Genomic DNA, 24,422 nt, shown 5'->3' on the forward strand with positions numbered 1-24,422 from the left:
GTGTGGGACCGCACGGTGGGGCTGGTCGTGGGGCGGGACGCGGCGCTGCTGGTGGACGCGGGGTCGAGCCTGGCGGAGGGTGCGCGGGTGCGCGCGCGGGCGGAGGCGCTCGCCGGCGGCCGTGTGACGCTTCTCGCGCTGACGCATCCGCACTTCGACCATGTCTTCGGGGCGGCGGCGTTCGAGGGCGCGGAGATCTACGCCGCGCGGGGCGCGCACTCCGGGCGCGACGGCGCGCACGAGAGCGGGTGCAGCGGGCACGACTGCGTCCACGGCCGGCACGGCTCCGTCTACGACGACGAGCGCGGGCGGGCGGAGCTGGGCGAGGACGCCGTGCGCAACGGGCTGGACGCCCGGGCGGCCGAGGAGGCGGTGGCGGCGCTGGTGCGGCCCGGCCACGAGGTCTGCGGGCGCCTGACGCTCCCCCTGGGGGACCGGGAGGTGCTGCTGGCGGACGTGGGTCCGGGCCACACCGGGCACGATCTGGCGGTGGTGGTGCCGGGCGATCCGGCCGTGGTCTTCTGCGGGGATCTGGTGGAGGAGTCCGGCGAGCCCCAGGCGGGCCCGGACGCCGTGCCGTCCCGCTGGCCGGCCGCCCTGGACCGGCTGCTGGACCTGGGCGGCGAGGACGCGGTGTACGTGCCCGGTCACGGAGCGGTGGTGGACGCGGCCTTCGTCCGGGCCCAGCGGGAGGCGCTGGCCGCGCGTTTCGGCGTGTCGCGCTGATCCGCGCGGCGTATCTCCCTATCGTCACTCGAATGCGGCAGTACTCTCCCGACCTGACCCCTCCGTGGAAGAAGTCCCAGCCGGTGCCGGAGGTACCGGCGGAGACGGGCCTGGTGGTGGAGGAACCCGGCACCGGCTTCTGCGGGGCGGTGATCCGCTGCGAGGCGGGCACGGTGACGCTGGAGGACCGCTTCGGCAAGCACCGGGTGTTCCCGCTGCAGCCGCGGGGGTTCCTGCTGGAGGGCCGCCCGGTGACGCTGGTGCGGCCGTCGTCGACCGCTCCGGTACGGCCCACCCGTACGGCCTCCGGTTCGGTCGCGGTTCCCGGCGCCCGCGCGCGCGTGGCCCGCGCCGGGCGGATCTACGTCGAGGGCCGGCACGACGCCGAGCTGGTGGAGAAGGTCTGGGGCGACGACCTGCGCATCGAGGGCGTGGTCGTGGAGTACCTGGAGGGCGTGGACGATCTGCCGGCGATCGTGGAGGCCTTCGCCCCGGGCCCGGACGCCCGGCTCGGCGTGCTGGTGGACCACTTGGTGCCGGGCTCGAAGGAGTGGCGCATCGCGCAGGCGGTGACCGGTGAGCACGCGCTGGTGGTCGGCCACCCGTACATCGACATCTGGCAGGCGGTGAAGCCGTCGTCGCTGGGGATCGAGGCGTGGCCGGACATCCCGCGCGGGCAGGACTGGAAGACGGGCGTGTGCCGGGCCCTGGGCTGGCCGGAGAACACGGGCGCGGCCTGGCAGGGAGTCCTGTCGCGGGTGCGGTCCTACAAGGACCTGGAGCCCGAGCTGCTGGGATGTGTCGAGCGTCTCATCGACCACGTGACCGTGCCCTGAGCCCACCGGGACCCGCCGCGTGAACGGCTGCGCAGGGGGGCGACTCGCCCGAGTGGTGCGTGCTCCCCGCCACCGCGGGGGCAGGCCGCTCAGTCCACCAGATCCCTGACGACCGCGTCCGCCAGCAGCCGCCCCCGCAGCGTCAGTGCGGCCCGGCCCCGCTCGTACGGGCCGCTCTCCAGCAGGCCGTCCCTGAGCGCCCGCCGGGACGCCGCCAGGCCCTCCTCCTTCAGCAGGGACAGGGGCACCCCTTCCCGCAGCCGCAGTTCCAGCAGGATGCGCTCCACGCGGCGGTCCTCGTCCGACAGCAGCTCGCGCCCGGCGCCCGGGGAGCGTCCCTGCGCCAGGGCGGCGGCGTACGCGCCGGGGTGCTTGACGTTCCACCAGCGCACGCCGCCGACGTGGGAGTGCGCGCCCGGGCCCGCGCCCCACCAGTCGGCGCCGCGCCAGTACAGCTCGTTGTGCAGGCAGCGGGCGGCCTCGGAGGTGGCCCAGTTGGAGACCTCGTACCAGGTGAAGCCCGCCGCGGTGAGGGTGTCCTCGGCGATCAGGTAGCGGTCGGCGTGGACGTCGTCGTCGGTCATGGGGATCTCGCCGCGGCGGATGCGGCGGGCCAGCTGGGTGCCCTCCTCCACGATGAGCGCGTAGGCGCTGACGTGGTCCGGGCCCGCGCCGATCGCCGCGTCCAGGGAGGCCCGCCAGTCGTCGTCGGACTCGCCGGGGGTGCCGTAGATCAGGTCGAGGTTGACGTGCTCGAAACCGGCCGCGCGGGCCTCGGCCACGCACGCCTCGGGGCGGCCGGGGGTGTGGGTGCGGTCGAGGATCCGCAGCACGTGCTGCCGCGCGCTCTGCATGCCGAAGGAGATCCGGTTGAAGCCGCCCTCCCGGAGCACGGCGAGGTAGGCCGGGTCGACGGACTCCGGATTCGCCTCCGTGGTGACCTCGGCGTCCGGGGCGAGGCCGAACTCGTCGCGGATCGCGCCCAGCATCCGTACGAGGTCGCCGGCGGCCAGCAGGGTGGGCGTGCCGCCGCCGACGAAGACCGTGCGGACCGGGCGCGGGTCGTCACCGAGGACCTTGCGGGCGAGGCGGATCTCCTCGACCAAGGCCTCGGCGTAGTTGTCGCGGGAGGCGAGGACGCCGCCGGTGCCGCGCAGCTCGGTGGCGGTGTAGGTGTTGAAGTCGCAGTAGCCGCAGCGGGTGGCGCAGTAGGGGACGTGCAGGTAGAACCCGAGGGGGCGGTCGGCCGCCCCGGCGAGCGCGGACGCGGGGAGCGTGCCGTCGGCGGGGACGGGCCCGCCGTCGGGGGGTGCGGAAGGCATGCCTTCCATTGTCCCGTACCGGCGCGGAACCTCCGATCGCCCGCCTCACTCGGCCTGGAGCACCAGCAGGGCCAGGTCGTCCTCGGGCGGCCGCTCGCCGAAGTCGTGCACGAGGCGGCGGATGCGCTCGGCGAGGGGTTCCGCGTCCAGGCCGGCGCAGCTCGCCAGGGCGGCGGCGAGGCCGTCGCCGTCGTCGAACTGGCGGGAGCCGGGGCGCCGCTCGGGCACCCCGTCGGTGACGCACAGCAGCGGGTCGCCGGGGCGCAGCTCGAACGTCTCGCAGGTGTATGTCTCGTCCTCGATGACCCCGAGCAGGGTCTGCGGGCGGGCGACGGTGCGCACGTCCCCGGAGCGGGTGAGGACCAGCGGCAGCGGGTGTCCGGCGCAGGCCAGGGTGCAGCGGACGCCGCCGTCGAAGGGGGCGAGTTCGCCGTAGAGCAGGGACAGGAAGCGGGTCTGCGGGCCGTCGCCGGGGGCGACCGGGCCGACCAGGGCGCGGGCGGCGGCGTCGGCGGCCTCGGTGGCGTCGTCGAGGAGGAGCTGGTTGAGGCGGTCCAGGACGTCGGCGACGCCGTAGCCCTCGCGGGCCAGCAGCCGCAGCCAGGGCCGGGCGAGCCCGATGACCACGGCGGCCTCGGGACCTTTGCCCTGCACGTCGCCCACCGCGAAGCACCAGCGGCCGTCGCCGGCCGGGAAGAGGTCGTAGAAGTCGCCGCTGGGCCCGCCCTGGTCGCAGGGTTCGTAGACGAGGGCGCTGCGCATTCCGGGGATCTCGGCGACCGCGCCGGGCAGCAGGCCGCGCTGGAGCACGGCGCTGATGGTGGCCTGGCGGGCGTACTGCCGGGCCGCGCCGATGCCGAGCGCGACCCGGCGGCTGAGGTCCTCCACCAGCCCGGTGACCTCGTCGGGGAAGCGCACCAGCCCGGCCCGGCCGATGACGAGCGTGCCGAGCGGGCGGCCGCCGGCGACCAGACGGTAGGCGAGCGCCGCGCCGTCGGCCGCCCGCGGCCCGAGGGCCTCGCCGGGCCAGGGGTAGGGCACCGGGCCGGCGGCCGGGTCCTCGCCGGGACGTGGCGGGTCCTTCTCCAGGGCGCGGCGCAGCTCCTCGATGCGGTTCTCGCTGACGTGCCAGACCCGGGCCAGGCGCGGTCCGGCGGCCTGCGTGCCGTCGCCCCAGCCGCCGCGGAGCGTGGACTCGTCCTCCAGCCACACCGCGCACCAGTCGGCCAGCCGGGGCACGAGGAGCTGTCCGGTCAGGGCGGCGACCAGGTTCTCGTCGAGCTGTCCGGCGAGCAGGTCGGAGGCCTCGGCGAGGAAGGACAGGGCGCCGCGGCCCAGCCACTCGCGGTCGCGTTCGGCGCGCTGCGCCTGGGGGGCGAGGATCTCGGCGACGCCGAGGGCGGGCTCGTCGTCGTCCGGCGGTTCGGTGCCGGGGTCGCGCTGGGCGGGCAGCCGGGCCCAGACGGTCTTGGCGCCGGTGCGGTAGGTGATGCCCCATTCCTCGGCGAGCGCGGTGATCAGGCGCAGGCCCCGGCCGTACTCCGGGGGCTCGTAGGCCGTCTCGGGGGCGTGGTGGCGCAGGGCGCGCGAGGGGTGGCGGTCGGCCACCTCGACGACACAGGTGCCGCTGTCGGGCTCCAGCCGGCAGGTCAGCTCGACATCGGTGCCGGCGTGCACGACGGCGTTGGTGACCAGTTCGCTGACGACGACCAGGATCTCGTCGTCCAGGCGGTCGGGCACGTTCAGGCCCCGCTCGCGCCACTCGGCGAGGGCGGCGCGGACCAGGGCGCGGGCGGTGCCCGGCGCGAGAGGACCGCCGGGCAGAGTGGCGCGCGCCTGCGCGCACGCCGGGGCGCCCGGGCGCGCGGGCGCGCCGGGCGCGGGGGACGCGGTCTCCCGCTGTGTCGGAATGACCCCCATCTGCGGCTCCCGGGCATGCGCGCGAACTCGGTTCTGTCGTCGGGGACAGGGTGACAGACCGGCTGCGCCCATAAGCGGCGAGTTACCGAAGTGGGCGGTCGTACGGGAGAACTGCGCTACGGGAGTGATCGAAGACGGGCGGATTCAGGCGAGAGTGGGCAAAGGGGCGACGGAAGCGAAAGCGGGCGTCCGCCCCCGCGCCCCTGGGAGGGCGCGGGGCGGGGCTCCATACGAGGACCGGGAACAGTCCTCAGGAGGGTCGCGGGGCGGGTGCTCGCAAGAGCGGGCGGGGTCCCCCCGAGGGCGAGGGACAGGTCGCCCGCAAGGGGCGCGGGACGCGGTCCTCACGCCTCGCGCGTGCCCGCGTACATCTCCTCGATCAGGTGCTTGTACTCGCGCTCGACCACCGGCCGCTTAAGCTTCAGGCTCGGGGTGATCTCGCCGTGCTCGACGTCGAGGTCGCGCGGCAGCAGGCGGAACTTCTTGATGGTCTGCCAGCGCTGCAGGCCCTCGTTGAGCTGCCGGACGTAGCCGTCGACCATCTCCACGGTCTGCGGGGCGGCGACGACCTCGGCGTACGACTTGCCCTGGAGGCCGTTCTCATCGGCCCACTTCAGGATCGCCTCCTCGTCCAGGGCGATCAGGGCGGTGCAGAAGTTCCGGTCGGCGCCGTGCACCAGGATGTTCGACACGTACGGGCACACGGCCTTGAACTGGCCCTCGACCTCGGCGGGCGCGATGTACTTGCCGCCGGAGGTCTTGATGAGGTCCTTCTTGCGGTCGGTGATGCGCAGGTAGCCGTCCGGGGACAGCTCGCCGATGTCGCCGGTGTGGAACCAGCCGTCGGACTCCAGCACCTCGGCGGTCTTCTCGGGCAGCTTGTGGTAGCCCTGCATGATGCCGGGGCCGCGCAGCAGGATCTCGCCGTCGTCGGCGATGCGGACCTCGGTGCCGGGCAGCGGCTTGCCCACGGTGCCGGTGCGGTAGGCCTCGCCGGGGTTGACGAAGGAGGCGGCGGAGGACTCGGTCAGGCCGTAGCCCTCCAGGATGTGGATGCCGGCGCCGGCGAAGAAATAGCCGATCTCGGGGGCGAGGGCCGCGCTGCCGGAGACGCAGGCGCGCAGCCGGCCGCCGAACGCCTCGCGGATCTTGGAGTACACCAGCGCGTCGGCGATCTTGTGCTTGGCGGCCAGGCGGGCGGGCGCGGAGTGCACGCCGGTGCGCCGGAAGTTGTCCTGGGTGACCCGGGCGTACTCGCGGGCGACCCCGGCGGCCCACTGGAAGATCTTGTACTTGGCCGCGCCGCCCTCGCGGGCCTTGGCGGCGACGCCGTTGTAGACCTTCTCGAAGATGCGCGGGACGGCGGCCATGTAGGTGGGCTGGACGACCGGCAGATTCTCGATGATCCTGTCGACGCGGCCGTCGACGGCGGTGACGTGACCGACCTCGATCTGGCCGGAGGTGAGGACCTTGCCGAAGACGTGCGCGAGCGGCAGCCACAGGTACTGCACGTCGTCGGGGCCGATCAGGCCGGTGGAGGCGATCGCCTTCGCCATGTAGGCCCAGTTGTCGTGCGGCAGCCGCACGCCCTTGGGACGGCCGGTGGTGCCCGAGGTGTAGATGAGGGTGGCGAGCTGGTCCTTGGTCAGCGCGCCGACCCGCTCCTTGATCAGCTGCGGGTGCTCCTCCAGGTACGCCGCCCCGCGCCGCTCCAGCTCGTCGAGGGTGAGCACGAAGTCGTCGCCGTCCACCCCGGCGGGGTCGATGACGACGACGTGGTGCAGGTCGGGCAGCCCGGCGCGCTGGTCGAGGGCCTTGGCCAGCTGCTCGGCGTTCTCCGCGATCAGGACCTTGCTCTCGGAGTCGGAGAGGATGAACGCCGACTCCTCGGCGTTGGTCTGCGGGTAGATCGTGGTGGTGGCCGCGCCGGCGCACATGATGCCGAGGTCGGCGAGCAGCCACTCCACGCGGGTGGTGGAGGCCAGCGCCACGCGCTCCTCGGGGTGCACCCCCAGCTCGATGAGTCCGGCGGCGATCGCGTAGACCCGCTCGGCGGCCTGCGCCCAGGTCAGCGACTTCCAGTCGTCCGGGCCCTGGCCGGAGGCCGACGGCACGGGGTAGCGGTAGGCCTCCGCGTCCGGGGTGGCGGCCACGCGCTCCAGGAAGAGGGCCGCCACGGACGGCGGACGGTTCTCGATCAGGGTCTGTGCGTCGCTCACGACATCCTCCGGGGCCCGCGACAGTGCGGCTGGCTCAAGGTGCGGCTGGGTTGACTCACGGGTGGTTCGGGCGGGGGGTTCGGACGGGTGGTTCGAGGTCGGGCGGTGGTGTGTGTCCGCGCGTGGTTCGGGCTTTGTTTAACTCACGAGTAACCAGTGAGCAGGGACAGGGTAAGGGGCGACCGGCCACCGCGTAAGGGGCTGTGGCCTGTCACTTCGTACACAGAGCGGGCCCCGGGACGCACAGGGGCCCGCCGCACTTTCGTACGACGGGCCCCTTTTCACCCGCTTCGCCGGGGCGCCGGCCGGCCGACCCGGGCCACCGGCGGTTACTTCTTGGCCTTGCCCGATCCCGCGCTGTCATCGCTGGAGAGCACCGCGATGAAGGCCTCCTGCGGAACCTCCACGGAACCCACCATCTTCATGCGCTTCTTGCCCTCCTTCTGCTTCTCCAGCAGCTTGCGCTTGCGGGAGATGTCACCGCCGTAGCACTTGGCGAGGACGTCCTTGCGGATGGCGCGGATGGTCTCGCGGGCGATCACGCGGGAGCCGATGGCGGCCTGGACGGGCACCTCGAAGTTCTGCCGCGGGATCAGCTCCTTGAGCTTGGCGACGAGCCGCACGCCGTACGCGTACGCCTGGTCCTTGTGGGTGATCGCCGAGAAGGCGTCCACCTTGTCGCCGTGCAGCAGGATGTCCACCTTGACCAGGGAGCTGGACTGCTCACCGGTGGGCTCGTAGTCGAGGGAGGCGTAGCCGCGGGTCTTGGACTTCAGCTGGTCGAAGAAGTCGAAGACGATCTCCGCGAGGGGGAGGGTGTAGCGGATCTCGACCCGGTCCTCGGAGAGGTAGTCCATGCCGAGCAGGGTGCCGCGCCGGGTCTGGCACAGCTCCATGATCGCGCCGATGAACTCGGTGGGCGCGAGGATCGTGGCCCGCACGACCGGCTCGTACACCTCGGCGATCTTCCCCTCGGGGAACTCGCTCGGGTTGGTGACCGTGTGCTCGGTGCCGTCCTCCATGATCACGCGGTAGACCACGTTCGGCGCGGTGGCGATCAGGTCGAGGCCGAACTCGCGCTCCAGGCGCTCGCGGATCACGTCCAGGTGCAGCAGGCCGAGGAAGCCGACGCGGAAGCCGAAGCCGAGCGCGGCGGAGGTCTCCGGCTCGTAGACCAGCGCGGCGTCGTTGAGCTGCAGCTTGTCCAGGGCCTCGCGCAGCTCGGGGTAGTCCGAGCCGTCCAGCGGATACAGGCCCGAGAAGACCATCGGCTTGGGGTCCTTGTAGCCGCCGAGCGGCTCCGTGGCGCCCTTGTTCTGGCTGGTGACGGTGTCACCGACCTTGGACTGGCGGACGTCCTTCACACCCGTGATCAGGTAGCCCACCTCGCCGACGCCGAGACCGTCGGCGGGCAGCATCTCCGGCGAGTTGGTGCCGATCTCCAGCAGCTCGTGGGTGGCGCCCGTCGACATCATCTTGATGCGCTCGCGCTTGTTGAGCTGCCCGTCGATGACCCGCACGTACGTCACGACGCCCCGGTAGGAGTCGTAGACCGAGTCGAAGATCATCGCGCGGGCGGGGGCGTCGGCCACGCCGACCGGGGCCGGGATGTCCCTGACGACCTTGTCGAGCAGCGCCTCGACGCCGAGACCGGTCTTGGCGGAGACCTTCAGCACGTCGTCCGGCTCGCAGCCGACCAGGTTCGCCAGCTCCTCGGCGAACTTCTCCGGCTGCGCGGCCGGCAGGTCGATCTTGTTGAGCACGGGGATGATCGTGAGGTCGTTCTCCATCGCCAGGTAGAGGTTGGCGAGGGTCTGCGCCTCGATGCCCTGGGCGGCGTCGACCAGGAGGATGGTCCCCTCACAGGCGGCCAGCGACCGCGAGACCTCGTAGGTGAAGTCGACGTGCCCCGGAGTGTCGATCATGTTGAGGATGTGCGTGTTGCCGGGGTCGTGGGTGGGAGCCCACGGCAGACGCACCGCCTGGGACTTGATCGTGATGCCGCGCTCGCGCTCGATGTCCATGCGGTCGAGGTACTGAGCGCGCATCTGCCGCTGCTCGACCACCCCGGTCAGCTGGAGCATCCGGTCGGCGAGGGTGGACTTGCCGTGGTCGATGTGCGCGATGATGCAGAAATTGCGGATCAGAGCCGGGTCGGTACGGCTCGGCTCGGGCACATTGTCAGTGGTCGCGGGCACGCAGGGTCCTGTCTCTTGAGGCGCCTTATGCCTCGGGTCGGATCGATACGTAGTCTCCATGGTCCCACGTACGGACCGCGGGAGCGGGTTTGGGCCGGGACAAGGGCCGCTGGTAGTCTGACTGGCTGTGCCTCATGCCCGTTCGGCATGCCCGCTCGGTCGCGAGGCGCGACTCACAGAAAACACCGGCGCGGGACCCCTGCGGCCCCGGGCCAGAACCTGAGAAGGCTCCTTCGTGGCGAACATCAAGTCCCAGATCAAGCGGATCAAGACCAACGAGAAGGCCCGGCTGCGCAACAAGGCCGTCAAGTCCTCCCTGAAGACCGCGATCCGCAAGGCTCGCGAGGCCGCTGCCGCGGGTGACGTCGAGAAGGCCACCGAGCTGCAGCGCGTTGCCGCGCGTCAGCTGGACAAGGCCGTCTCGAAGGGCGTCATCCACAAGAACCAGGCCGCCAACAAGAAGTCGGCGCTGGCTCAGAAGGTCGCGGCGCTCAAGGGCTGAAGCTCCCTTTGATCTGACCGCCGGAAGGACCCCGGGCGGGCCCTCTCTCATCCGCCCCCGACCGGCACTCCGAGTCCGTACGCGGCCTGCGTTCGCCACGCGGGTACGGGCTCAGCCTTATCGAACCGCGGGCCCCGGAACCGTCCCCTTTCCCCAGGGGGAGGCACCGGGGCCTTCGGCGTGCCCCGGTCCTCTCTGTCGGCTGTCAGCCTCTGTCAGCGGTCCTCCGAGATCAGCTGTCAGCGGTCCTGGAGATCAGCCTCGGTCAGCCGCGGCCTCGGGAACGGGCCGCGCGGGCGATCGTCACGACCGCCTTCTCCAGCGCGTACTCCGGGTCGTCGCCGCCGCCCTTGACGCCGGCGTCCGCCTCGGCGACCGCGCGCAGGGCCATGGCCACGCCGTCCGGGGACCAGCCGCGCATCTGCTGCCGGACCCGGTCGATCTTCCAGGGCGGCATGCCCAGCTCCCGCGCCAGGTCGGCGGGCCGGCCCCCGCGCGCGGACATCAGCTTGCCGATCCCCCGCACGCCCTGCGCCAGCGCGCTGGTGATCATCACGGGCGCCACGCCCGTGGCCAGCGACCAGCGCAGCGCCTCCAGGGCCTCCGCGGCCCGGCCCTCCACGGCCCGGTCGGCGACGGTGAAGCTGGAGGCCTCGGCCCGGCCGGTGTAGTAGCGGCCGACGACCTCCTCGTCGATCGTGCCCTCGACGTCGGCGACGAGCTGGGACACCGCGGAGGCCAGCTCCCGCAGGTCGCTGCCGATCGCGTCGACCAGCGCCTGGCACGCCTCGGGCGTGGCGGAGCGTCCCAGGCCGCGGAACTCGCCCCGGACGAACGCCAGCCGGTCGGCCGGTTTGGTCATCTTCGGGCAGGCCACCTCCCGCGCCCCCGCCTTGCGCGCGGCGTCCAGCAGCCCCTTGCCCTTGGCGCCGCCCGCGTGCAGCAGCACGAGGGTGATCTCCTCGGCGGGCGCCCCGAGATACGCCTTGACGTCCTTGACGGTGTCGGCGGACAGGTCCTGCGCGTTGCGCACGACCACGACCTTGCGCTCGGCGAACAGCGAGGGGCTGGTCAGCTCGGCGAGCGTGCCGGGCTGCAACTGGTCGGGGGTCAGGTCCCGTACGTCGGTGTCGGCGTCGGCGGCCTTCGCGGCGGCCACCACCTCCTGCACGGCACGGTCGAGCAGCAGCTCCTCCTGGCCCACGGCAAGGGTCACCGGGGCGAGAGGATCGTCGTTCGCGGTCTTCCTGGGCATCGCGTCAAGCATCCCACGGGCCACTGACAACACGGCCGCGACGGGGGCGGGGGTCCGGGCGTGTCGTCGGCCGCGTCGGTTGTGTATAAGAGACAGGCCGCCAGCTGATCGAGCACCGGGCCCGGGCCGCGGCCTGGGCCCGGTGCTCGATCAGCTGGCGGCGGACGTACTCGCGCTTGTAGCCGATGGCCTCGCAAGCCTCGGCCTGCTTGACCTCGCCGCTGTCGATCGCGGCGGCGACGGCCGCCCAGAAGTCGAACTCGGCGTCGGCCTTGCGCTGGTCGCGGGTGGCCTTCGCGGCCGCCAGGCGCTGCTGGACCTGCTGTACGCGCTGTGCTTCGGCGGCCTTCTCGGCGTCGGACTTGGGCATTTCGTCAGCTCCTTCTGGATAGGGGAGGATGGGTGCTCCTCCTGCTCCGTTCTGGAGCGGGTTCGGGGCCCGGGGCGGCCGGCTGACCTTGGCCGGGATGGCGGCCGCCCCGGGGCGAAGTCAGTCCTCGCGGAACGTCGCGTAGTCGCCCTTCGGGTACACGTAGTTGGTCAGTGCGCCCTCCGCGGCGACCGCAGCAGCGCCGAGACCGGCGATGCCAGCGGCGGCAACGGCGCTGTGGTGGCTCGCCATGTCGGCTGCCAGGGAACAGACCTGAGTGGCCCGCTGAGCGAGGGCGGGGGTTTCCCCGTCCGCGCGGGTGGTCTGGTTGATGAAGGTCTCGCGCATCTTGTCTCGGAATCCCATGACTGCCGTCCTGTCTCTGCGAAGGAGGGGAGGTTCGGGGCCCGGGGCGGCCGGCTGACCTTGGCCGGGATGGCGGCCGCCCCGGGGCGAAGTCACTCGCTGAGGTCGCGGTGGCCCAGCGACTCGGCGGCGACGCGGACCAGGGCGACGGTGTCGCTGAGCGCGGCCGCCTCCTCCATCTCGCCGTCCAGGGCGTACGCGCCGCGCAGGTGCACGGTCAGCTCGTGCAGTGCGGGCAGGACCTGGCTGGTCTGGAGGGCCAGCCGGATGTCGTCGTAGTTCGCGCCGTTGGTGATGTCCTCGGCGGTGTCCCGGAAGGCTGTGGCGGCCTTCCACAGGTCGTCGCCGTCGCGGGCGTCGGGGTCGATGCCGTCGGCGACGTCGTACGCGAAGCCCTTCACCAGATGGGCCGTGCCCCACGTGGCCAGGATCAGCAGGATCGCCATGTTGTCGGTGATGTTCAGGACCGGGGCGAACTCGGTGACGTGGTTGATCATCCAGGCGAGGGCACCGGCGCCGACGACGCCGACGGCGACGGTCGAGATGTGGTCGCCCACCAGGCGCAGGACGCGGGTGGTGCAGCGCCGGGCCCGCAGGGCGCGGCCGTGGCCGTGGCCGTCGGCGGAGTTGAGGTGCATCGCGGTCATGAGCGGGGTTCCTTCCCTTCGGTGCGCGGCCCCCCGTTCGGGTGCCGCACTTCTAGGATGCCTACATTTTGTAGGCCTGTCTAGAGTGTGCCTACTTTTTATAGGCACCATCTTGTTTCCGCTGGTCAGGCGATCCGGGAGGCCGGGACGGAGGGGGCAGGGATCGTGGCGTGGGCGGCGGCCGCGAGGAGGGCGACCAGCTCGTGCGCGGCCTCGCCCGCCTCCCGCAGCGCCTCGACCAGGTCGGCGTCGCCCAGCGCCGTGGCGCTGGTGGTCAGCGCGTCCAGGTAGACGGCGGCGTCGTAGATGTCGCCGCGCAGGTCGATCAGGCCCGGCTGGTAGGCGGGGGCGCTGGTCAGACTCGCCGCGCCGGCCAGGTGCTCCGGCATGGTCTCGTCGCGCAGCTGCTCGACCTGCCTGTCGAGCGCTGCGGCGAGTTCCTCGGTGCTCTCGTACGCCCAGGTCTTCCCCAGGATGCGGGCGGCCAGGGCGGTGAGCTTGGAGGGGACGTTCACGATGGCTCCTTCGTCGTCGGGGAATCCGGCCGGATTGCCGGGCGTTCCCGCCGAATCCCGAACTTCGGGACTACCGGACTTACAGAGTTCGGGATTCGGCGCGAGCGCCCGAGCTGGTTATTTGCTGGTGGTGCGGCGTTCGTCCTTGCCCTGGCGGGCCCGGTCGGCGCGGCGCTCGGCGGCCGCCAGGGCGGCCGCGGCCGGGCCGTCGCACTCGACGCAAGGGACGGAGATCCCGGGGGCGGTGATCCGGCCGGTGTCCTCGCAGACCAGGCACGTCGGCCCCTTCGCGGGGGCCTGGACGCCATAGGCCTTGCGATAGGCGGCGACCGGCGGAGTCTTCGGCGGCTTCGGCTCCGCCGGGCGCCGGCGGGCGGTCTTGACCGGCTCGACGCCTCCGGCCTGCATGGTCCAGGCCGTCCGAAGCAGGGCGGCCACCGGGCGCATGGCCTCGTTGCGTACCCGTTTGCTGACCTTCTTCTTGACCGAGCGGACCTCGCGGCGGATCTTCGCCCTCACCTTGCGCCGGCCGTACTTGGCGATCTCGACCGCGCCCTTGCGGATCTCCTGGGCATAGTCGATCGGCGGGGGAGGCTCCTCTCCGAACCCGGCCTCGATCAGCCACAGCCAGTCGATCTCCTGCTGCCCGGCGCGGTAGCGGCAGTAGGCCATCCACTGCGAGACGTCGACGCGAGGCTCGACCCAGGTGTGTCCGACCGGGCAGGCGGCCTCCACCACTGCGTCCATGCCGGTCTTGAAGGCCAGCCGCAGGCCGGTGTCCGCCTCGCACACCGGGCAGGCGATCACGGTCGGAATCCATGCCCGGCGCCACGTGTGCTCGGGGTCCTCGACGATGTAGCGGAAGCGGCGCTCGAAGAACAGGTAGTGATCACCGTTGTCGGGGCTGAGGGCCCTCCACGGGCTGATCGGCATCGGACCTCCTCCGGGGGAACATTTGGGATCTTCCGGACGTAACAGCGGGGGAACTGAGGGAAACGTGCAGGTCAGAGCCCTGGAACAGGGCCGGAACGGGGGCCGGGACGGGGGAACATGTTCCGGCCGGGGGCGGGGGGTTCCGGACCTGTTCCGGCCCGGTTCCCCCCGCTGACCTGCATGTTTCCCGGTGTTCCGGAAGCGGGTCAGGCCTCGTCGCCCTCACCGATGAGAGCCTTGAGGTCGCGCAGGCGGTAGCCCTTGACCGTCTTGGAGGCGCCCTTGGGCCGGTAGGACTCCTTGGCCCACTTCTGGCCGCGCGGGGCCAGGACCTTGTCGAGCACCAGGGCCAGGACCGCGCCCTTGGTCACCGGCTTGCCGCCCTCAGGGACGAAGCTGTCCAAGTCCCACGAGGTCGGGTCGAACCCGTGGAGCTGGTCGAACAGCTCGTCCTCCGTCAGGCCGCTCGGGTCACCGAGGTCCCGGTAGATCGTGCGGATCGTGCGCAGCAGGATCGGAAGCGGCTCCTGCTCGACCTCGTCGTCGTCCCAGGGGTCGCCGCCGCCGGGGTTCGGCAGCACGACGCCGGGGACGAACGCCCTGGACTCGGCGTCCAGCTCGCACATCCCGGCCGCGGCCCGCTCGGTGGCCCGGCGGTCGGCCTCCTCGTCGCTGGTGATGCAGGCCCGGTAAGGGATCGGCTCGCAGTAGTCGCCGCCCGCCATCACGTACGCCACCGACGCGTCGTTGACGGCGTCGCCCATCGCGGGCAGCAGCCGGTCCGGCCGCCAGCCCTGGGCCATCGCGCCGCCGCCGGCGATCTGCACGATGTCGTCCTTGTCGCAGGCGCACATGACCTGGACCGGGAGTTCGGCCAGCCACATGTTCGCGCCCACCCGGTCGCGGGTGACGCCCTGGGAAGCGATCTCCAAGTCCACGTCGGACTTCTCCGAGGTGAGCTTGATCTGCTTGACCAGCTCGTCCAGGCGGAGCGGCTTCTCCTCGCCTTCCTCGGGCTCGGGGAAGGTCTCGCTCTTGGCCGCCATGACCAGGGCCGGGAATTCGTCGATGACGACGGTAATTCCGGGCCGCTCCGGGCTGGCTTCCCAGTTCAGGCCCATTCCGAGCCGGTCGAACAGCTTCGGCCGGCCCATTCCGATCGCCAGGGCCCATTCGAGAACGACCCGGGCCTCCTGCGGCGTCCGGGCGACCGCGGACATGCACTTGCGGTACGGGCCGAAGCCCGAACCGTACGATCCGAGGTCGATGCCCACGATGATGCGGTCGTTGGTCGCGGTCAGCACGTCCAGACGGGCCCGCAGCATCGTCGACTTGCCCGAGCGGGACTTGCCGATGTACGCAACGCTGGTCCGCTTGCCCGGAAGGGCCAGGGGGCGGCCGGACATGTCGGCGCCGAACTGCGCCTTGTGCAGTTCGTGAGTGGTGACCGACTTCGGCGCACGGTAGGGGAGTTCCGGCACGGCCTTCCACGGGTCGTCGCCCGGAATACGCAGCACGCATTCGTTGCGGGCCTGCGCGGACTGCTGCAGCAGCGCCGAATTCGTGCGCACGCCCGGCAGGCACGCCTCCAGCAGGCCCAGGTTCGCCGACAGCTTCTCCGGGGTCTGGTTCTTGAGTACGACCACGGTCTCGAAGCCCCAGTTGCGCGGGCGGACCTGCAAGGAGTGGACGGCGACGCCGATCTCCTTGGTCAGCGCCTCGTGCAGCATCGCCTCGAACGCGCGCGGCGTCATGCCCATCTCGAACCGGTCCGGCAGACCGGCCTCGGCGCGCTCCAGCTCCTCCAGCTCCTCCGGGCTCATGTCCGGCCGGCGGCCGACCCGGGCCAGGACCGCGAGGTTGACCAGCACGCCAGCGCCCAGACCGATCATGCCGTCCATGAACACGAATCCAGCGGCGTCGATCCCGGCCATCGGCAGGTAGGCAGCGGCGGCGCGCTGGAGGAACTTGCTGCGGGCCGTGGCGGCCGCCGCGGTGGCCTGGACCAGTGCCATCGACGACTCCTGCTGCGCGATGTCGGCGGCCTTCTTCTTCGCGTCCTTCTGCAGCAGCGCGAACTGGGCCCGGCGGGCCGCCCGCTCTGCCTCCCGCGCGAGCATTTCGGCGCGGCGCTTGGCGGCATCGGCGTTCTGCCCCTCGATCCCGCGCACCCAGCGGTGGATGCGCACGCCGCCACGGATGGTGGTGGGCACGATGCCGCGCGGCGTCCGCTGCCGCGCCACCCACCGGCGGATCCGGCGCCGGGCCTGGCGCTGGACGTACGCACGGCGGGCCGTGCGGCCCTCCGGGGTGCGAAGCGCCGGGCTGATCCACGGCGCGTCACCCTCCGGGTCCTCCCCCAGCTCCCACTCCTGGGCGGTGAACACCCTCCCCTCGACCGGCGCGGGCGGCTCGGGCTTGGTCATGTCGACGCGGGCCGCCGGCGTGGGCGCGGGGGTCTCGGGCGCCGGGGTGTCGGAGACCTCAGGCGCGGTGTCGGCGAAGGGCAGTCGGATCACCTTCGCGACCGCCTCGCCGCGGCCGGTCTCCGCCGTCCGCTCGTCGGTCTCGTTCATGCTGGTCTTGCCTCCTCATCTGGGGTGGTGGCGAGACGGGGACGGCCATCGTCTTGGTCGGTGAGGGACCGGCCCCGTCTCGCTCTGTCATTTGGGAACTCTGTGACTCCGGTAGTCACGGACTTACAGACTCCGGTGTCTGCCTCGGTGTCTGTCGCGCGTATCAGCTGGTCGCGGCGAGATGCAGGACCGGGTCGCCGTTGTACTCACGCTCGGCTTCCTTGATCCGCTGACGGCACCAGGTCTCCCCGCGCACCACCCGCATGTGCTCCGGCACCTCCTTCTCGAAGTACCGCTGCACGTCCCGCCAGCCGGTCTCCTGGTCCGCGCGCAGCCGCGCGAGGACCCACTCGCGGGCCGCCTTCTTCTCGGCCTCGGCCTGCTCCGGCGTGGCCGCGCGGGCAGTCTCCGCGGCCAGCGCGCGGGCCACGCGGGACAGCTTCGAACCGCCCCCGTCAGAGCCCTTCTGACGGCCCCGCGCGGAGGGGGGGTTGTTGGGCTTGACCTGCTCATTCTTGGCGCGCGTGCGCGCCGCACGCGGGCCCTGCGCGGGCTCCCCACCGGGGACCTCGGCGCCCTTTTTGATCTTCGCGGCGGATGCCTTCGTGCGGTCCGCGCGCAGGGCGTTCGCGGGGTCCGCGAGGATCCTCCTGATGGCCTCCGGGTCGATCATCCACCCCTCGCCGGCGGGCACCTCGCGCACCGGCTCGACGGGCGCGTCAAACATCGCGAGCGACGCTGTGGGCCTCAGCTCGTCGTACTGCTCGACGAGCCCGGCGACCTTGCCCGAACGCTTCCCGAACCGCTTGAGGATGCTCCTCTTCACGCCCGGCTCGGCGCCGTGCTCCTGGCGCCACGCACGGTCCCAGGCTTCCGCCTTCGACAGGGGCGGGATCGTCGCGGTGCGCAGCCACATGGCCCGCCAGGTGACGCGCGGGTGGGTGATCCGCCGCAGCAGTGCGATCCGGATCTCCTCCGCAGTGCGGCCGCCGGCCGCATGGCTCTGGGAGTGCATGTAGATCTCCCAGACCGCCACGCCGAACAGCGACGAGGCGGCGAACACGACCGCGAGCTGCGGCTTGTCCGCGTGGTGCCAGGCGTTCAGCCCGGCCGCGACCGAGGCGAACAGCCAGGTCATCACCGTGTAGAGGCCCGCGGGCTTGTTGTTGGCGACCGCCCACTTGCGCAGCCAGGCCATCGCCCACGTCGCGCCCTCAATGAAGAGGGGCACCATCAGCGCCAGCACCCAGATCACACCGAGGCCGACCACCGCCGAGAACTGCCCGGGGAAGGCGAACGCGATGCTGGTGACGACCACGGTCATCACCCACGGCAGCGGCTCAGCGATCGCAGCGGCGAACCGCTCGTTGCGGGCCTTGCGGGCGGCGGCCCGCTTCTCCCGGCGCCTGGCCTTCTCCTCCAGCTTCTTCGTCTTCGCCGCCTGCTTGCGCAGCTCCTTGCGCTCGGCGGCCTTCTCGCGGGCCTCGGAGATCTCGATGTCCGCCAGGGCGTTGGTGCGTCGCCCCTCCGCTTCGGCCTGGGCAGCCGCCACGCGGGCCTTGATCCTGTCCAGCTGACGGCGGCCCTCGTAGGTCGTCGTCTCCATCAGCGAGTCCTTTCCTGGCCGCGCCCCTGGCGGGCGCGGGTGACGCGGGTAATCGGGTCGGAGACGTTGAGGGAGGTCAGGACCTCCCAGGAGTCGAAGTCAGCGCCGGTCCAGTCCGTCATGTCCGCGGACTGCGGTGCGGTCGCGGCCCGGCGGCCGCGATGCCGGGTGATCGCGGTCTGCATCACGCCGCCTCCTTGTCCCTGAAGCCGCCCGCCACCGTGCGGAAGGCGGGAGAGGCGAGGGCGCCCGGCGGGGTGAGGACGGCGTCCAGGGCGATGACCACGAGGGTGATCAGCACCATGCCGACGCGGGCCATGACGTCCAGCTCGATCCCGCACAGCCAGGCGCCGCCGGCCAGCGCGGCGAACAGCCGCAGTCGGCCCAGCATCACGGGCAGCAGGGAGAACAGGACGATCAGGCGGGGGTTGGAGGTCGTGAAGTTCATGCGGCCCGACCACCCTTCGCGGTGGCCAGGGCGGCGGTGCCGCGCCGCGGCAGCGGTACCACGTTCGCCGGCGGGCGGATGCTCAGCGTGCGGCGCAGGTGCGCGATGTTCTCGCGGTCGATGCCGTTCTCCGGGTCGCTGGTGTCCTCCACGAACTCCAGGAAGGCGGCCTGCATCTCGGGGGAGGCGGCGCGCAGGTCGGCGAAGTCGATGCCGAAGCCCAGCGCGGCCTCGATGTACTCGGTCTCGCTGTCCACGATTCGACCTGCAACGATGGTCTTCATAGGGTCGTGCCCCTCTACTCGGTCGGCCCTCATGCGGCTCCCCGGCCTGGCGCGGCTGGGGAGCCGTTTTTGGCATGGCGGTGCCCTCACAGGAAGGGCACCTGTAGGTTCACCGGACCATTGAAACCTAGGTTTCTTCCGGCTGATTCGATGACACACTACCGATCAAGAGATGTCAAGAACCTAGATCTAAACGAGTTGCCGACACGCTAGACAAGACCCCGAATCGACGTTAAACCTAGGTCTGTCCTAGGCTGATCGCCTAGGCCAACTACCACGGGGAGAGACGCACTCCGATGACTCAGCCAAGGACGCCGAAATGGCGACAGCTCGCCGACGAGGTACGCCGTCAGATTGAAGACGGCACGTACTCGCCAGGATCGGCGTTGCCGCAGCTCAAGCCCGCCGCAGAGGCGGCCGGTGTGTCGTACGAGACCATGCGCGCCGCGTATAAGGCACTGGAGTCCGAAGGCTTGGTCCGGAGCGTCAAGCGGACGGGATTCGTCGTGCTGCAAGCGCCAGGCCGCCGGCGCGTAACTCGCGGCACCACAGTCACCCGTGACCCGGCTCGCGGCTACGTCTTCCCTGCGGCAGCCCGTCCGGACGAGCCGTGGGAGGTCCACGGTCGTCCAGTCCGATCCTTCGTGCCAGCCCCAAAGGAGGTGGCGGAGCACTTCGGCATCGAGCCCGGCACCGAGACCCTGCGTCGCCGACGTGTCACATCCCCGGCCGGCGAGCCGCCGTTTCAGCTGGTCGACACATGGCTCAGCCCGGAAGCAGTAGAGGACGCTCCTCAGGTTGCGGAGGCGTCGACCGGTCCGGGCGGATACCTCGACCGCCTCGAAGAGGCTGGCCACGGTCCGATCGCCTGGACAGAGACCATCCGGATCCGCTTGCCCGAGCGGGATGAAGCACAGCTGCTGAACATCTCGACGGCCATGCCTGTCCTGGAGACCACGATCATCGGCAGGTCTGCCCGGACGGAACGCCCCATCGAGGTCACCGTTCGTGTGATCCCGGGCGACCGGGTGGAGCTGTTCAGCGAACTGCAGCGAGCTCGTTCGGCACGCTGGCCAGTCGCCCCGGTCAGACCGAAGTAGCGCCATGGCGCCTGGTCCTGCCGGTCTTCACCCAACCGAGGGCTTCGGGCGCCGCAACAACTTCGTGTCCCACCCGTTGGGCAGCAGTGAGTGAAGAGGAAGATGGGTTCCGTGAAGTACGAACAGCCCCCGTAGACATGGCGACGGCCGTCCCTGCGCCAACAGGAACGGCCGTCTGTGAGTCGACTCGCCCGCCTACCAAAGCTCCGAGTCGTACGTCGGCGGTATCGCCGGGCACCTGGCCCTAAGGGCCCGGGTACCGATATCAGAATAGCCAGACCCGGCCGCAGCAAACAGCTCGCGTGTGCCGCGTCACTTCTATCTGGTGACGATCCGCCCTCCGTACGGCTCCCCGATACCAGGGGAGACCCCAGCACGATGCGCACCATCGCACGACCGCTCGGCACGATCGTGCCGCAGCCGGACTCCGCCACCCCGAGAGGGGGTGTGCGTTGAGGAAGCGTTCAGGGCGGCCGCCAAAGTTCGCCGCGGTCCCCAACGAGACGATCGACAACGCGGTCGCCCTCGACTTCATGGCCCTGGCCCTGCTGACGGTGCTGCTGCGGCACCAGGACGGCTGGGAGATCACGCTCAAGGAGATCGGGGAGAAGTACGGCTACGGCCGGGACGCCATGGCCGGGGCCATGGGTCTGCTGCAGGTGGCCCAGTACGTGGTCAAGGTCCGCTACCAGCTGGTCGAGAACAACCAGTGGGCGACCGAGGTCGTCGTCTACGAGGTGCCCGCCACGGATGAGGAGATCCAGGATCTCCTGGAGACCATCGACGCTGAGCCGCAGGTACGCCCGGGCACGGCGGAAGTCATCCAGCCGACCAAGAAGGCCTTCGAGGCGGCGGCGAAGCGGCGGGAGAAGCTCCTGCCCCGACAGCGCGGGCAAAAGGGGATCAACTTCACCGTTCCGTCCAGGGGGGCCGCGGCCGCCGGCGGCCGCGGCAGTCAAGGTAAGGCGGCCGAGGCCAAGCCACCTGCGCAGCAGCCGCGGAAGACGGCGGCCGCGAAGTCGACGAGGGCGGCGGCCGGTGCGAAGGCGCCGGGCAAACGGCTGTCGCGGGAGCAGGCAGCCGCGATGCGCCTGGTGGAGGAGGCCTTCCCCACGGAGCTGCAGCTGCTGCTGCCGTCGTACCGTCCGGCGGTGCTGCGTGACGCCATCCTGGAGGCGCTGGACTCGCGCACGGCCGATGTCGTCGCCGAGCGGATCAAACGCCGCTGGTGGAAGCACGGCTACGAGGAGGCCGCCGCACCGGGCGGCAAGGGGATCGGCTCGCCGGTCGGCGTGGCGGTCGCCCTGGTGCGACCGTCGACGGACTGCCCGGAGCCGATGTGCGAGGACGGCGTCATCCTCGACACCAGCCTGCCGTGCCGGACCTGCAAGCAGCGGCGCGAGGACCACAAGGCCGACCGCGTCACCGGAGTTCCCGAGCAGCGCGGTGAGACCTCACCAGGGGCGGCCCCGACCCGGACCCGGTGGAAGTGTCGGGGCTGCACCACCCTCGGCAGGGGCGAGGCTCCGGAGGACAGGCTGTGCCGCCAGTGCCGCCGGGAGACCGAGGAGGCGGAGGCAGCCGCCCGGGCGCTGCAGGAGCGGCTTCTGCAGGCCGAAGAGGAGCGCAAGCGCATCGCCGCCGAGCAGTGGGACGCGATGCTGGAGGAGGCCTACGCCGAGCACGCCGAGCGGGAGCAGGCGGCCGCCGAGGAACGGGCCCGCCAGGAGGAGCAGGCCCGGCGCAGGGCGGAGGAGGAAGCCGAGCGGCGCCGCCTGCAAGAGGAGATCGCCCGGCAGCACCCGGAGCTGCTGGCGTACTCCCAGACCGGCTGACCGACCTGCCACGTCCGCCCGCGCCCCACCGGAGCGCGGGCGGACACCAGCTGGACCGTCGCCGACATGCCGAAGTCCCGAAGTCTGTGACTCCGGGACTTCGGCATGTCGCGCCCTCGGCGCCGGCGGCCTCGCCGAACCAGACAAGACAATGATGGCCAGAACGGTGCCGGGTGGCGCGTTCGTGCCTGCCGCAACTCCAGAGTTACAGAGTCCGTGAGTCCGGTACTGCCGGGCTCACGGACTCTGGCCCTGCGGCGTGCCATTGCGTACGGTCAGCCGCCCTCGATGTGCCGGCGGCCCGTGTCGTACTGGCGCCGGACAGTGGAGTGCTTCTCGGGGTCGCCGTGCAGGTGCTCGGCGATCGTGCGCCAGGACAGCTTGTGGTCGTCGCGCAGGTGGACGACCTGGACGGCGGCGCGGGACTCCAGGAGCCGGGCGAGCTGCGTGGTGGCCCGTGCGGCGGCGAGCGCGTCCTCGGCTGAGGCCTGCGGCGTGTACCCGGCGCCGTAGTCGTCGGCGAGCGCCTGGAGGCCGTGGGCGAGGCGTCCGGAGGTGACAGCCCGGGCCAGGTGGCCGTGCCGGTCGTCCAGGCGGGTCCAGGCGACCTCGATGCGCAGCTCGGTCTGCGGCGTGACGGTCACGGCCACGGGGGAGTCCCTTCGTTGTCCTGACGGTGGTGTGCGCGTTGCGCACGCCAATCTTGCCTCCCTGCCGTGCGCATTGCGCACACTCCGTCGTTGCGGCCGCTGTGCGCAATGCGCACACCACCTGTCGGAGTCGCCGGCGGACCCTCCCGGAGGCGTTTTCGCAGGTCAGCCCCGAGTGTCGGAATTCCCGCACTCGGGGCTGACCTCGTTAAACGAAGCGTTTTCGCAGGTCAGCCCCGACTGTCGGGTTTCCCGACAGTCGGGGGACCCTGCACTCTCTTTAGAAGACTGGGTTGGTTAGAAGACGAGAGAACACAAGAGCGCCTTCGGCGCGTGAGCGCCGTGGTGACGCCCGGAGGGCTAAGTACCTGTAGTGGTGCGCGAGCGCGCGTGAGGGCGGCTTCGCCGCGTCCGACGGCGCCACGGCGCCGGATACGCCTCCCTCCCCCCTTACAGACAGACCTGAAAGGTCGGTGCCGCCTGCCCGGCCCTGCCGAACGGTCTCCCCACCTCGTTCCCCTAACAGGCCCTCGGGCCTCTGATCGGTGGTGCCCCAGTACCCCGGTACTGGGGCACCACCCACCCTCACCACCGTTTCGAAGGCCGACCCCCTCGCGCTGGAAGCGCAGGTCGTAGCCGCAACCCTGGTGGAGTTGCAGGGGACCGACGGGCGGAGCGAGGCTCCACCGTCGATCAAGGGCCCGAGGGCCTGTTAGGGGTTAAGAGAGAGGGGCGCGGGCCCGTCACCCCGACGGGTGACGGGCCCGCGCCGTGGGTGGCTGGCCTGAGTGCGTACGTGCAGGTCAACCCATAAAGGGGACGCCCCTCCGGGGCGACTCAACACAGCCCAATCGGCTCCGCCTGGGGCGCCACAGGCGCCCCAGGCTCCACCGATGGGACAGCGGACGCCCTACGGGCGACAGCCACAAGAGGAGTCGGCGCGTCCCTGAGCGTCCCTGTGCGGCTCTCAGCGCTTGATCGGCACTCCGGGGCGTCGGTGTCGGGAACGGGGCTCCTGGCGCCGTCCAGGCGTGTTCTCGGGGGTGTTCTGCGGCGGGCGTGCCCAGCGGTTCCGCAGGTGCGGTGTCACCGGCCCTGTCCCGCCGCGGGGTCCGGGCGACCCGCCGGCGGACGCCGCCCCCAGCCTCAACTGCCGGAGTCACGGAGTCTCGGAGCTCGATATTTCCGGACTCCCAGACTCTGTAATTTCGTGCATAGATATGCAGGTCAAAGCCATAGTGCGGTGATCGGGTGGAGAAATCTTCCGGGCACCCCTTGTGTGGGTGTACGGAAGTCCGTACAGTCTTCGGTGTACGGACTTCCGTACACCCTGCGAAGGAGAACCGATGTTCAACGGCACCCCCGAGGAACTCCGCCAGCGTCAAGCCCAGGCTCGCGAGCTTGCCGAACAGGCCGCCGCGATCCTCGACCAGATCGACGCCCTCGGAATGGGAGAGGGGGTTGGGCAGCTGCACCTGCCCAACGTCGGCGTGCTCCGCAAGCGGCCCGGCCAGGGCTGGGTCATCACCGAACGCTGACTGTGACCGGACCGCAGACATCCGCACCGCTGACCAAACACGAGGGAGCACACGCTCGATGAACGCCAAGGACCCGATCACCTACGTCCCGTCCAACGAATCCCGCCTCGGCGGCGGTGACATCGTCATCAGCCTGACCCCCGAGCAGTCGCAGAAGCTGGGCATGGAGGCGGGCATCCTGGCCGACTGGTTCCACAGCGCGCTGTGGGCCTTGGCCATGCTGCGCACCGTGAACCCCGCCGCCGACGGCGTGCCGTCGTCCACCTGGCACACGATGATCAACGACGTGGACCACCAGCTCCTGCCGCGCCTGGAGGGCATCCGCGACGCCCTGATCCGCGCCCACGACAGCAGCGGCGGCAGCGTCGGCGACCTGGCCCTGGCCATGGACGTTCCTCGCAGCACCGCGCAGTACCGCCGGGACGTCCTGCGCCGCTCACAAAAGAGCACGTGGGAGGACTGGGCCGTCTTCGGCGGCCCGCAGCACGGGGGCGAGGCCCCGCAGGACGACCGCGACGGCCAGTAGCCGCCGCGCACCCGAGAGGGCGGACCGGTCCGCCGGCCAAAGCAAGAGCG

Annotated in this window: 23 protein-coding genes; 7 read left to right on the forward strand and 16 right to left on the reverse strand. The window is 71.4% G+C overall.

Annotated elements, in window-relative coordinates; translation table 11 throughout:
* Together GV126_RS12350 and GV126_RS12355 are read left to right on the forward strand one after the other, a co-directional pair.
* Window positions 1-726 (forward strand): MBL fold metallo-hydrolase, encoded by a 726-nt coding sequence (locus GV126_RS12350; RefSeq protein WP_159665596.1) that lies wholly within the window; start codon window positions 1-3, stop codon window positions 724-726.
* Between the two features lie 32 nt (window positions 727-758).
* On the forward strand, window positions 759-1,562 hold the full coding sequence (locus tag GV126_RS12355; protein ID WP_159665599.1) for a DUF3097 domain-containing protein: 804 nt from the start codon (window positions 759-761) through the stop codon (window positions 1,560-1,562).
* An 89-nt stretch (window positions 1,563-1,651) separates the two neighbouring features.
* On the opposite strand, the gene hemW is transcribed toward GV126_RS12355, so the two are convergent.
* From hemW to lepA, 4 genes are all read right to left on the reverse strand, one after another.
* Window positions 1,652-2,884, reverse strand: a complete 1,233-nt coding sequence (hemW, locus tag GV126_RS12360) for a radical SAM family heme chaperone HemW (RefSeq protein WP_159665602.1) — start codon at window positions 2,882-2,884, stop codon at window positions 1,652-1,654.
* Window positions 2,885-2,929: 45 nt separating this feature from the next.
* Entirely contained in the window at window positions 2,930-4,804 is a 1,875-nt protein-coding gene (locus GV126_RS12365) for an ATP-binding SpoIIE family protein phosphatase (RefSeq protein ID WP_159665605.1), read from the reverse strand.
* Window positions 4,805-5,148: 344 nt separating this feature from the next.
* Window positions 5,149-7,023: an AMP-dependent synthetase/ligase gene (locus GV126_RS12370; RefSeq protein WP_159665608.1), complete on the reverse strand. Its 1,875-nt coding sequence runs from the start codon at window positions 7,021-7,023 to the stop codon at window positions 5,149-5,151.
* Between the two features lie 329 nt (window positions 7,024-7,352).
* Window positions 7,353-9,221: a translation elongation factor 4 gene (gene lepA / locus GV126_RS12375; RefSeq protein WP_159665611.1), complete on the reverse strand. Its 1,869-nt coding sequence runs from the start codon at window positions 9,219-9,221 to the stop codon at window positions 7,353-7,355.
* Window positions 9,222-9,456: 235 nt separating this feature from the next.
* Between lepA and rpsT the strand changes: the two genes are divergently transcribed.
* On the forward strand, window positions 9,457-9,723 hold the full coding sequence (gene rpsT / locus GV126_RS12380; RefSeq protein WP_028422158.1) for a 30S ribosomal protein S20: 267 nt from the start codon (window positions 9,457-9,459) through the stop codon (window positions 9,721-9,723).
* Window positions 9,724-9,988: 265 nt separating this feature from the next.
* Here rpsT and holA read toward each other — a convergent pair whose 3' ends face one another.
* From holA to GV126_RS12435, 11 genes are all read right to left on the reverse strand, one after another.
* Window positions 9,989-10,978, reverse strand: coding sequence for a DNA polymerase III subunit delta (holA, locus tag GV126_RS12385; RefSeq protein ID WP_185947962.1), 990 nt, complete (start codon window positions 10,976-10,978; stop codon window positions 9,989-9,991).
* A 4-nt stretch (window positions 10,979-10,982) separates the two neighbouring features.
* Window positions 10,983-11,348 (reverse strand): hypothetical protein, encoded by a 366-nt coding sequence (locus tag GV126_RS12390; protein WP_159665617.1) that lies wholly within the window; start codon window positions 11,346-11,348, stop codon window positions 10,983-10,985.
* 120 nt (window positions 11,349-11,468) lie between these two features.
* Window positions 11,469-11,714, reverse strand: coding sequence for a hypothetical protein (locus GV126_RS12395; protein WP_159665620.1), 246 nt, complete (start codon window positions 11,712-11,714; stop codon window positions 11,469-11,471).
* 92 nt (window positions 11,715-11,806) lie between these two features.
* On the reverse strand, window positions 11,807-12,361 hold the full coding sequence (locus GV126_RS12400) for a hypothetical protein (protein ID WP_159665623.1): 555 nt from the start codon (window positions 12,359-12,361) through the stop codon (window positions 11,807-11,809).
* Between the two features lie 125 nt (window positions 12,362-12,486).
* On the reverse strand, window positions 12,487-12,876 hold the full coding sequence (locus GV126_RS12405; RefSeq protein WP_159665626.1) for a hypothetical protein: 390 nt from the start codon (window positions 12,874-12,876) through the stop codon (window positions 12,487-12,489).
* Window positions 12,877-12,993: 117 nt separating this feature from the next.
* On the reverse strand, window positions 12,994-13,809 hold the full coding sequence (locus GV126_RS12410) for a hypothetical protein (RefSeq protein WP_159665629.1): 816 nt from the start codon (window positions 13,807-13,809) through the stop codon (window positions 12,994-12,996).
* 206 nt (window positions 13,810-14,015) lie between these two features.
* Window positions 14,016-16,385, reverse strand: coding sequence for a hypothetical protein (locus GV126_RS12415; protein WP_159665632.1), 2,370 nt, complete (start codon window positions 16,383-16,385; stop codon window positions 14,016-14,018).
* Window positions 16,386-16,548: 163 nt separating this feature from the next.
* Window positions 16,549-17,991, reverse strand: coding sequence for a DUF2637 domain-containing protein (locus GV126_RS12420; protein WP_159665635.1), 1,443 nt, complete (start codon window positions 17,989-17,991; stop codon window positions 16,549-16,551).
* A complete protein-coding gene (locus GV126_RS12425; protein WP_159665638.1) occupies window positions 17,991-18,176 on the reverse strand; it encodes a hypothetical protein in 186 nt (61 codons plus the stop codon). The genes GV126_RS12420 and GV126_RS12425 overlap by 1 nt, the downstream gene beginning before the upstream one ends.
* Window positions 18,176-18,439, reverse strand: coding sequence for a hypothetical protein (locus GV126_RS12430; protein ID WP_159665640.1), 264 nt, complete (start codon window positions 18,437-18,439; stop codon window positions 18,176-18,178). Before GV126_RS12430 ends, GV126_RS12425 begins: the two co-directional genes overlap by 1 nt.
* A complete protein-coding gene (locus GV126_RS12435) occupies window positions 18,436-18,723 on the reverse strand; it encodes a hypothetical protein (RefSeq protein WP_159665643.1) in 288 nt (95 codons plus the stop codon). Before GV126_RS12435 ends, GV126_RS12430 begins: the two co-directional genes overlap by 4 nt.
* 296 nt (window positions 18,724-19,019) lie before the next feature.
* Between GV126_RS12435 and GV126_RS12440 the strand changes: the two genes are divergently transcribed.
* A complete protein-coding gene (locus tag GV126_RS12440; RefSeq protein ID WP_159665646.1) occupies window positions 19,020-19,823 on the forward strand; it encodes a GntR family transcriptional regulator in 804 nt (267 codons plus the stop codon).
* A gap of 452 nt (window positions 19,824-20,275) precedes the next feature.
* Window positions 20,276-21,658: a hypothetical protein gene (locus GV126_RS12445; protein ID WP_159665649.1), complete on the forward strand. Its 1,383-nt coding sequence runs from the start codon at window positions 20,276-20,278 to the stop codon at window positions 21,656-21,658.
* 275 nt (window positions 21,659-21,933) lie between these two features.
* On the opposite strand, the gene GV126_RS12450 is transcribed toward GV126_RS12445, so the two are convergent.
* Window positions 21,934-22,308, reverse strand: a complete 375-nt coding sequence (locus GV126_RS12450) for a hypothetical protein (protein ID WP_159665652.1) — start codon at window positions 22,306-22,308, stop codon at window positions 21,934-21,936.
* Between the two features lie 1,346 nt (window positions 22,309-23,654).
* Here GV126_RS12450 and GV126_RS12455 point away from each other — a divergent pair.
* Together GV126_RS12455 and GV126_RS12460 are read left to right on the forward strand one after the other, a co-directional pair.
* Window positions 23,655-23,846 (forward strand): hypothetical protein, encoded by a 192-nt coding sequence (locus GV126_RS12455; protein ID WP_159665655.1) that lies wholly within the window; start codon window positions 23,655-23,657, stop codon window positions 23,844-23,846.
* Between the two features lie 58 nt (window positions 23,847-23,904).
* On the forward strand, window positions 23,905-24,372 hold the full coding sequence (locus GV126_RS12460; RefSeq protein WP_159665658.1) for a hypothetical protein: 468 nt from the start codon (window positions 23,905-23,907) through the stop codon (window positions 24,370-24,372).
* Window positions 24,373-24,422: the final 50 nt, after the last annotated feature.

Origin of the sequence: Streptomyces mexicanus (assembly GCF_902506575.1) — a bacterium.
Classification (GTDB): domain Bacteria; phylum Actinomycetota; class Actinomycetes; order Streptomycetales; family Streptomycetaceae; genus Streptomyces; species Streptomyces mexicanus.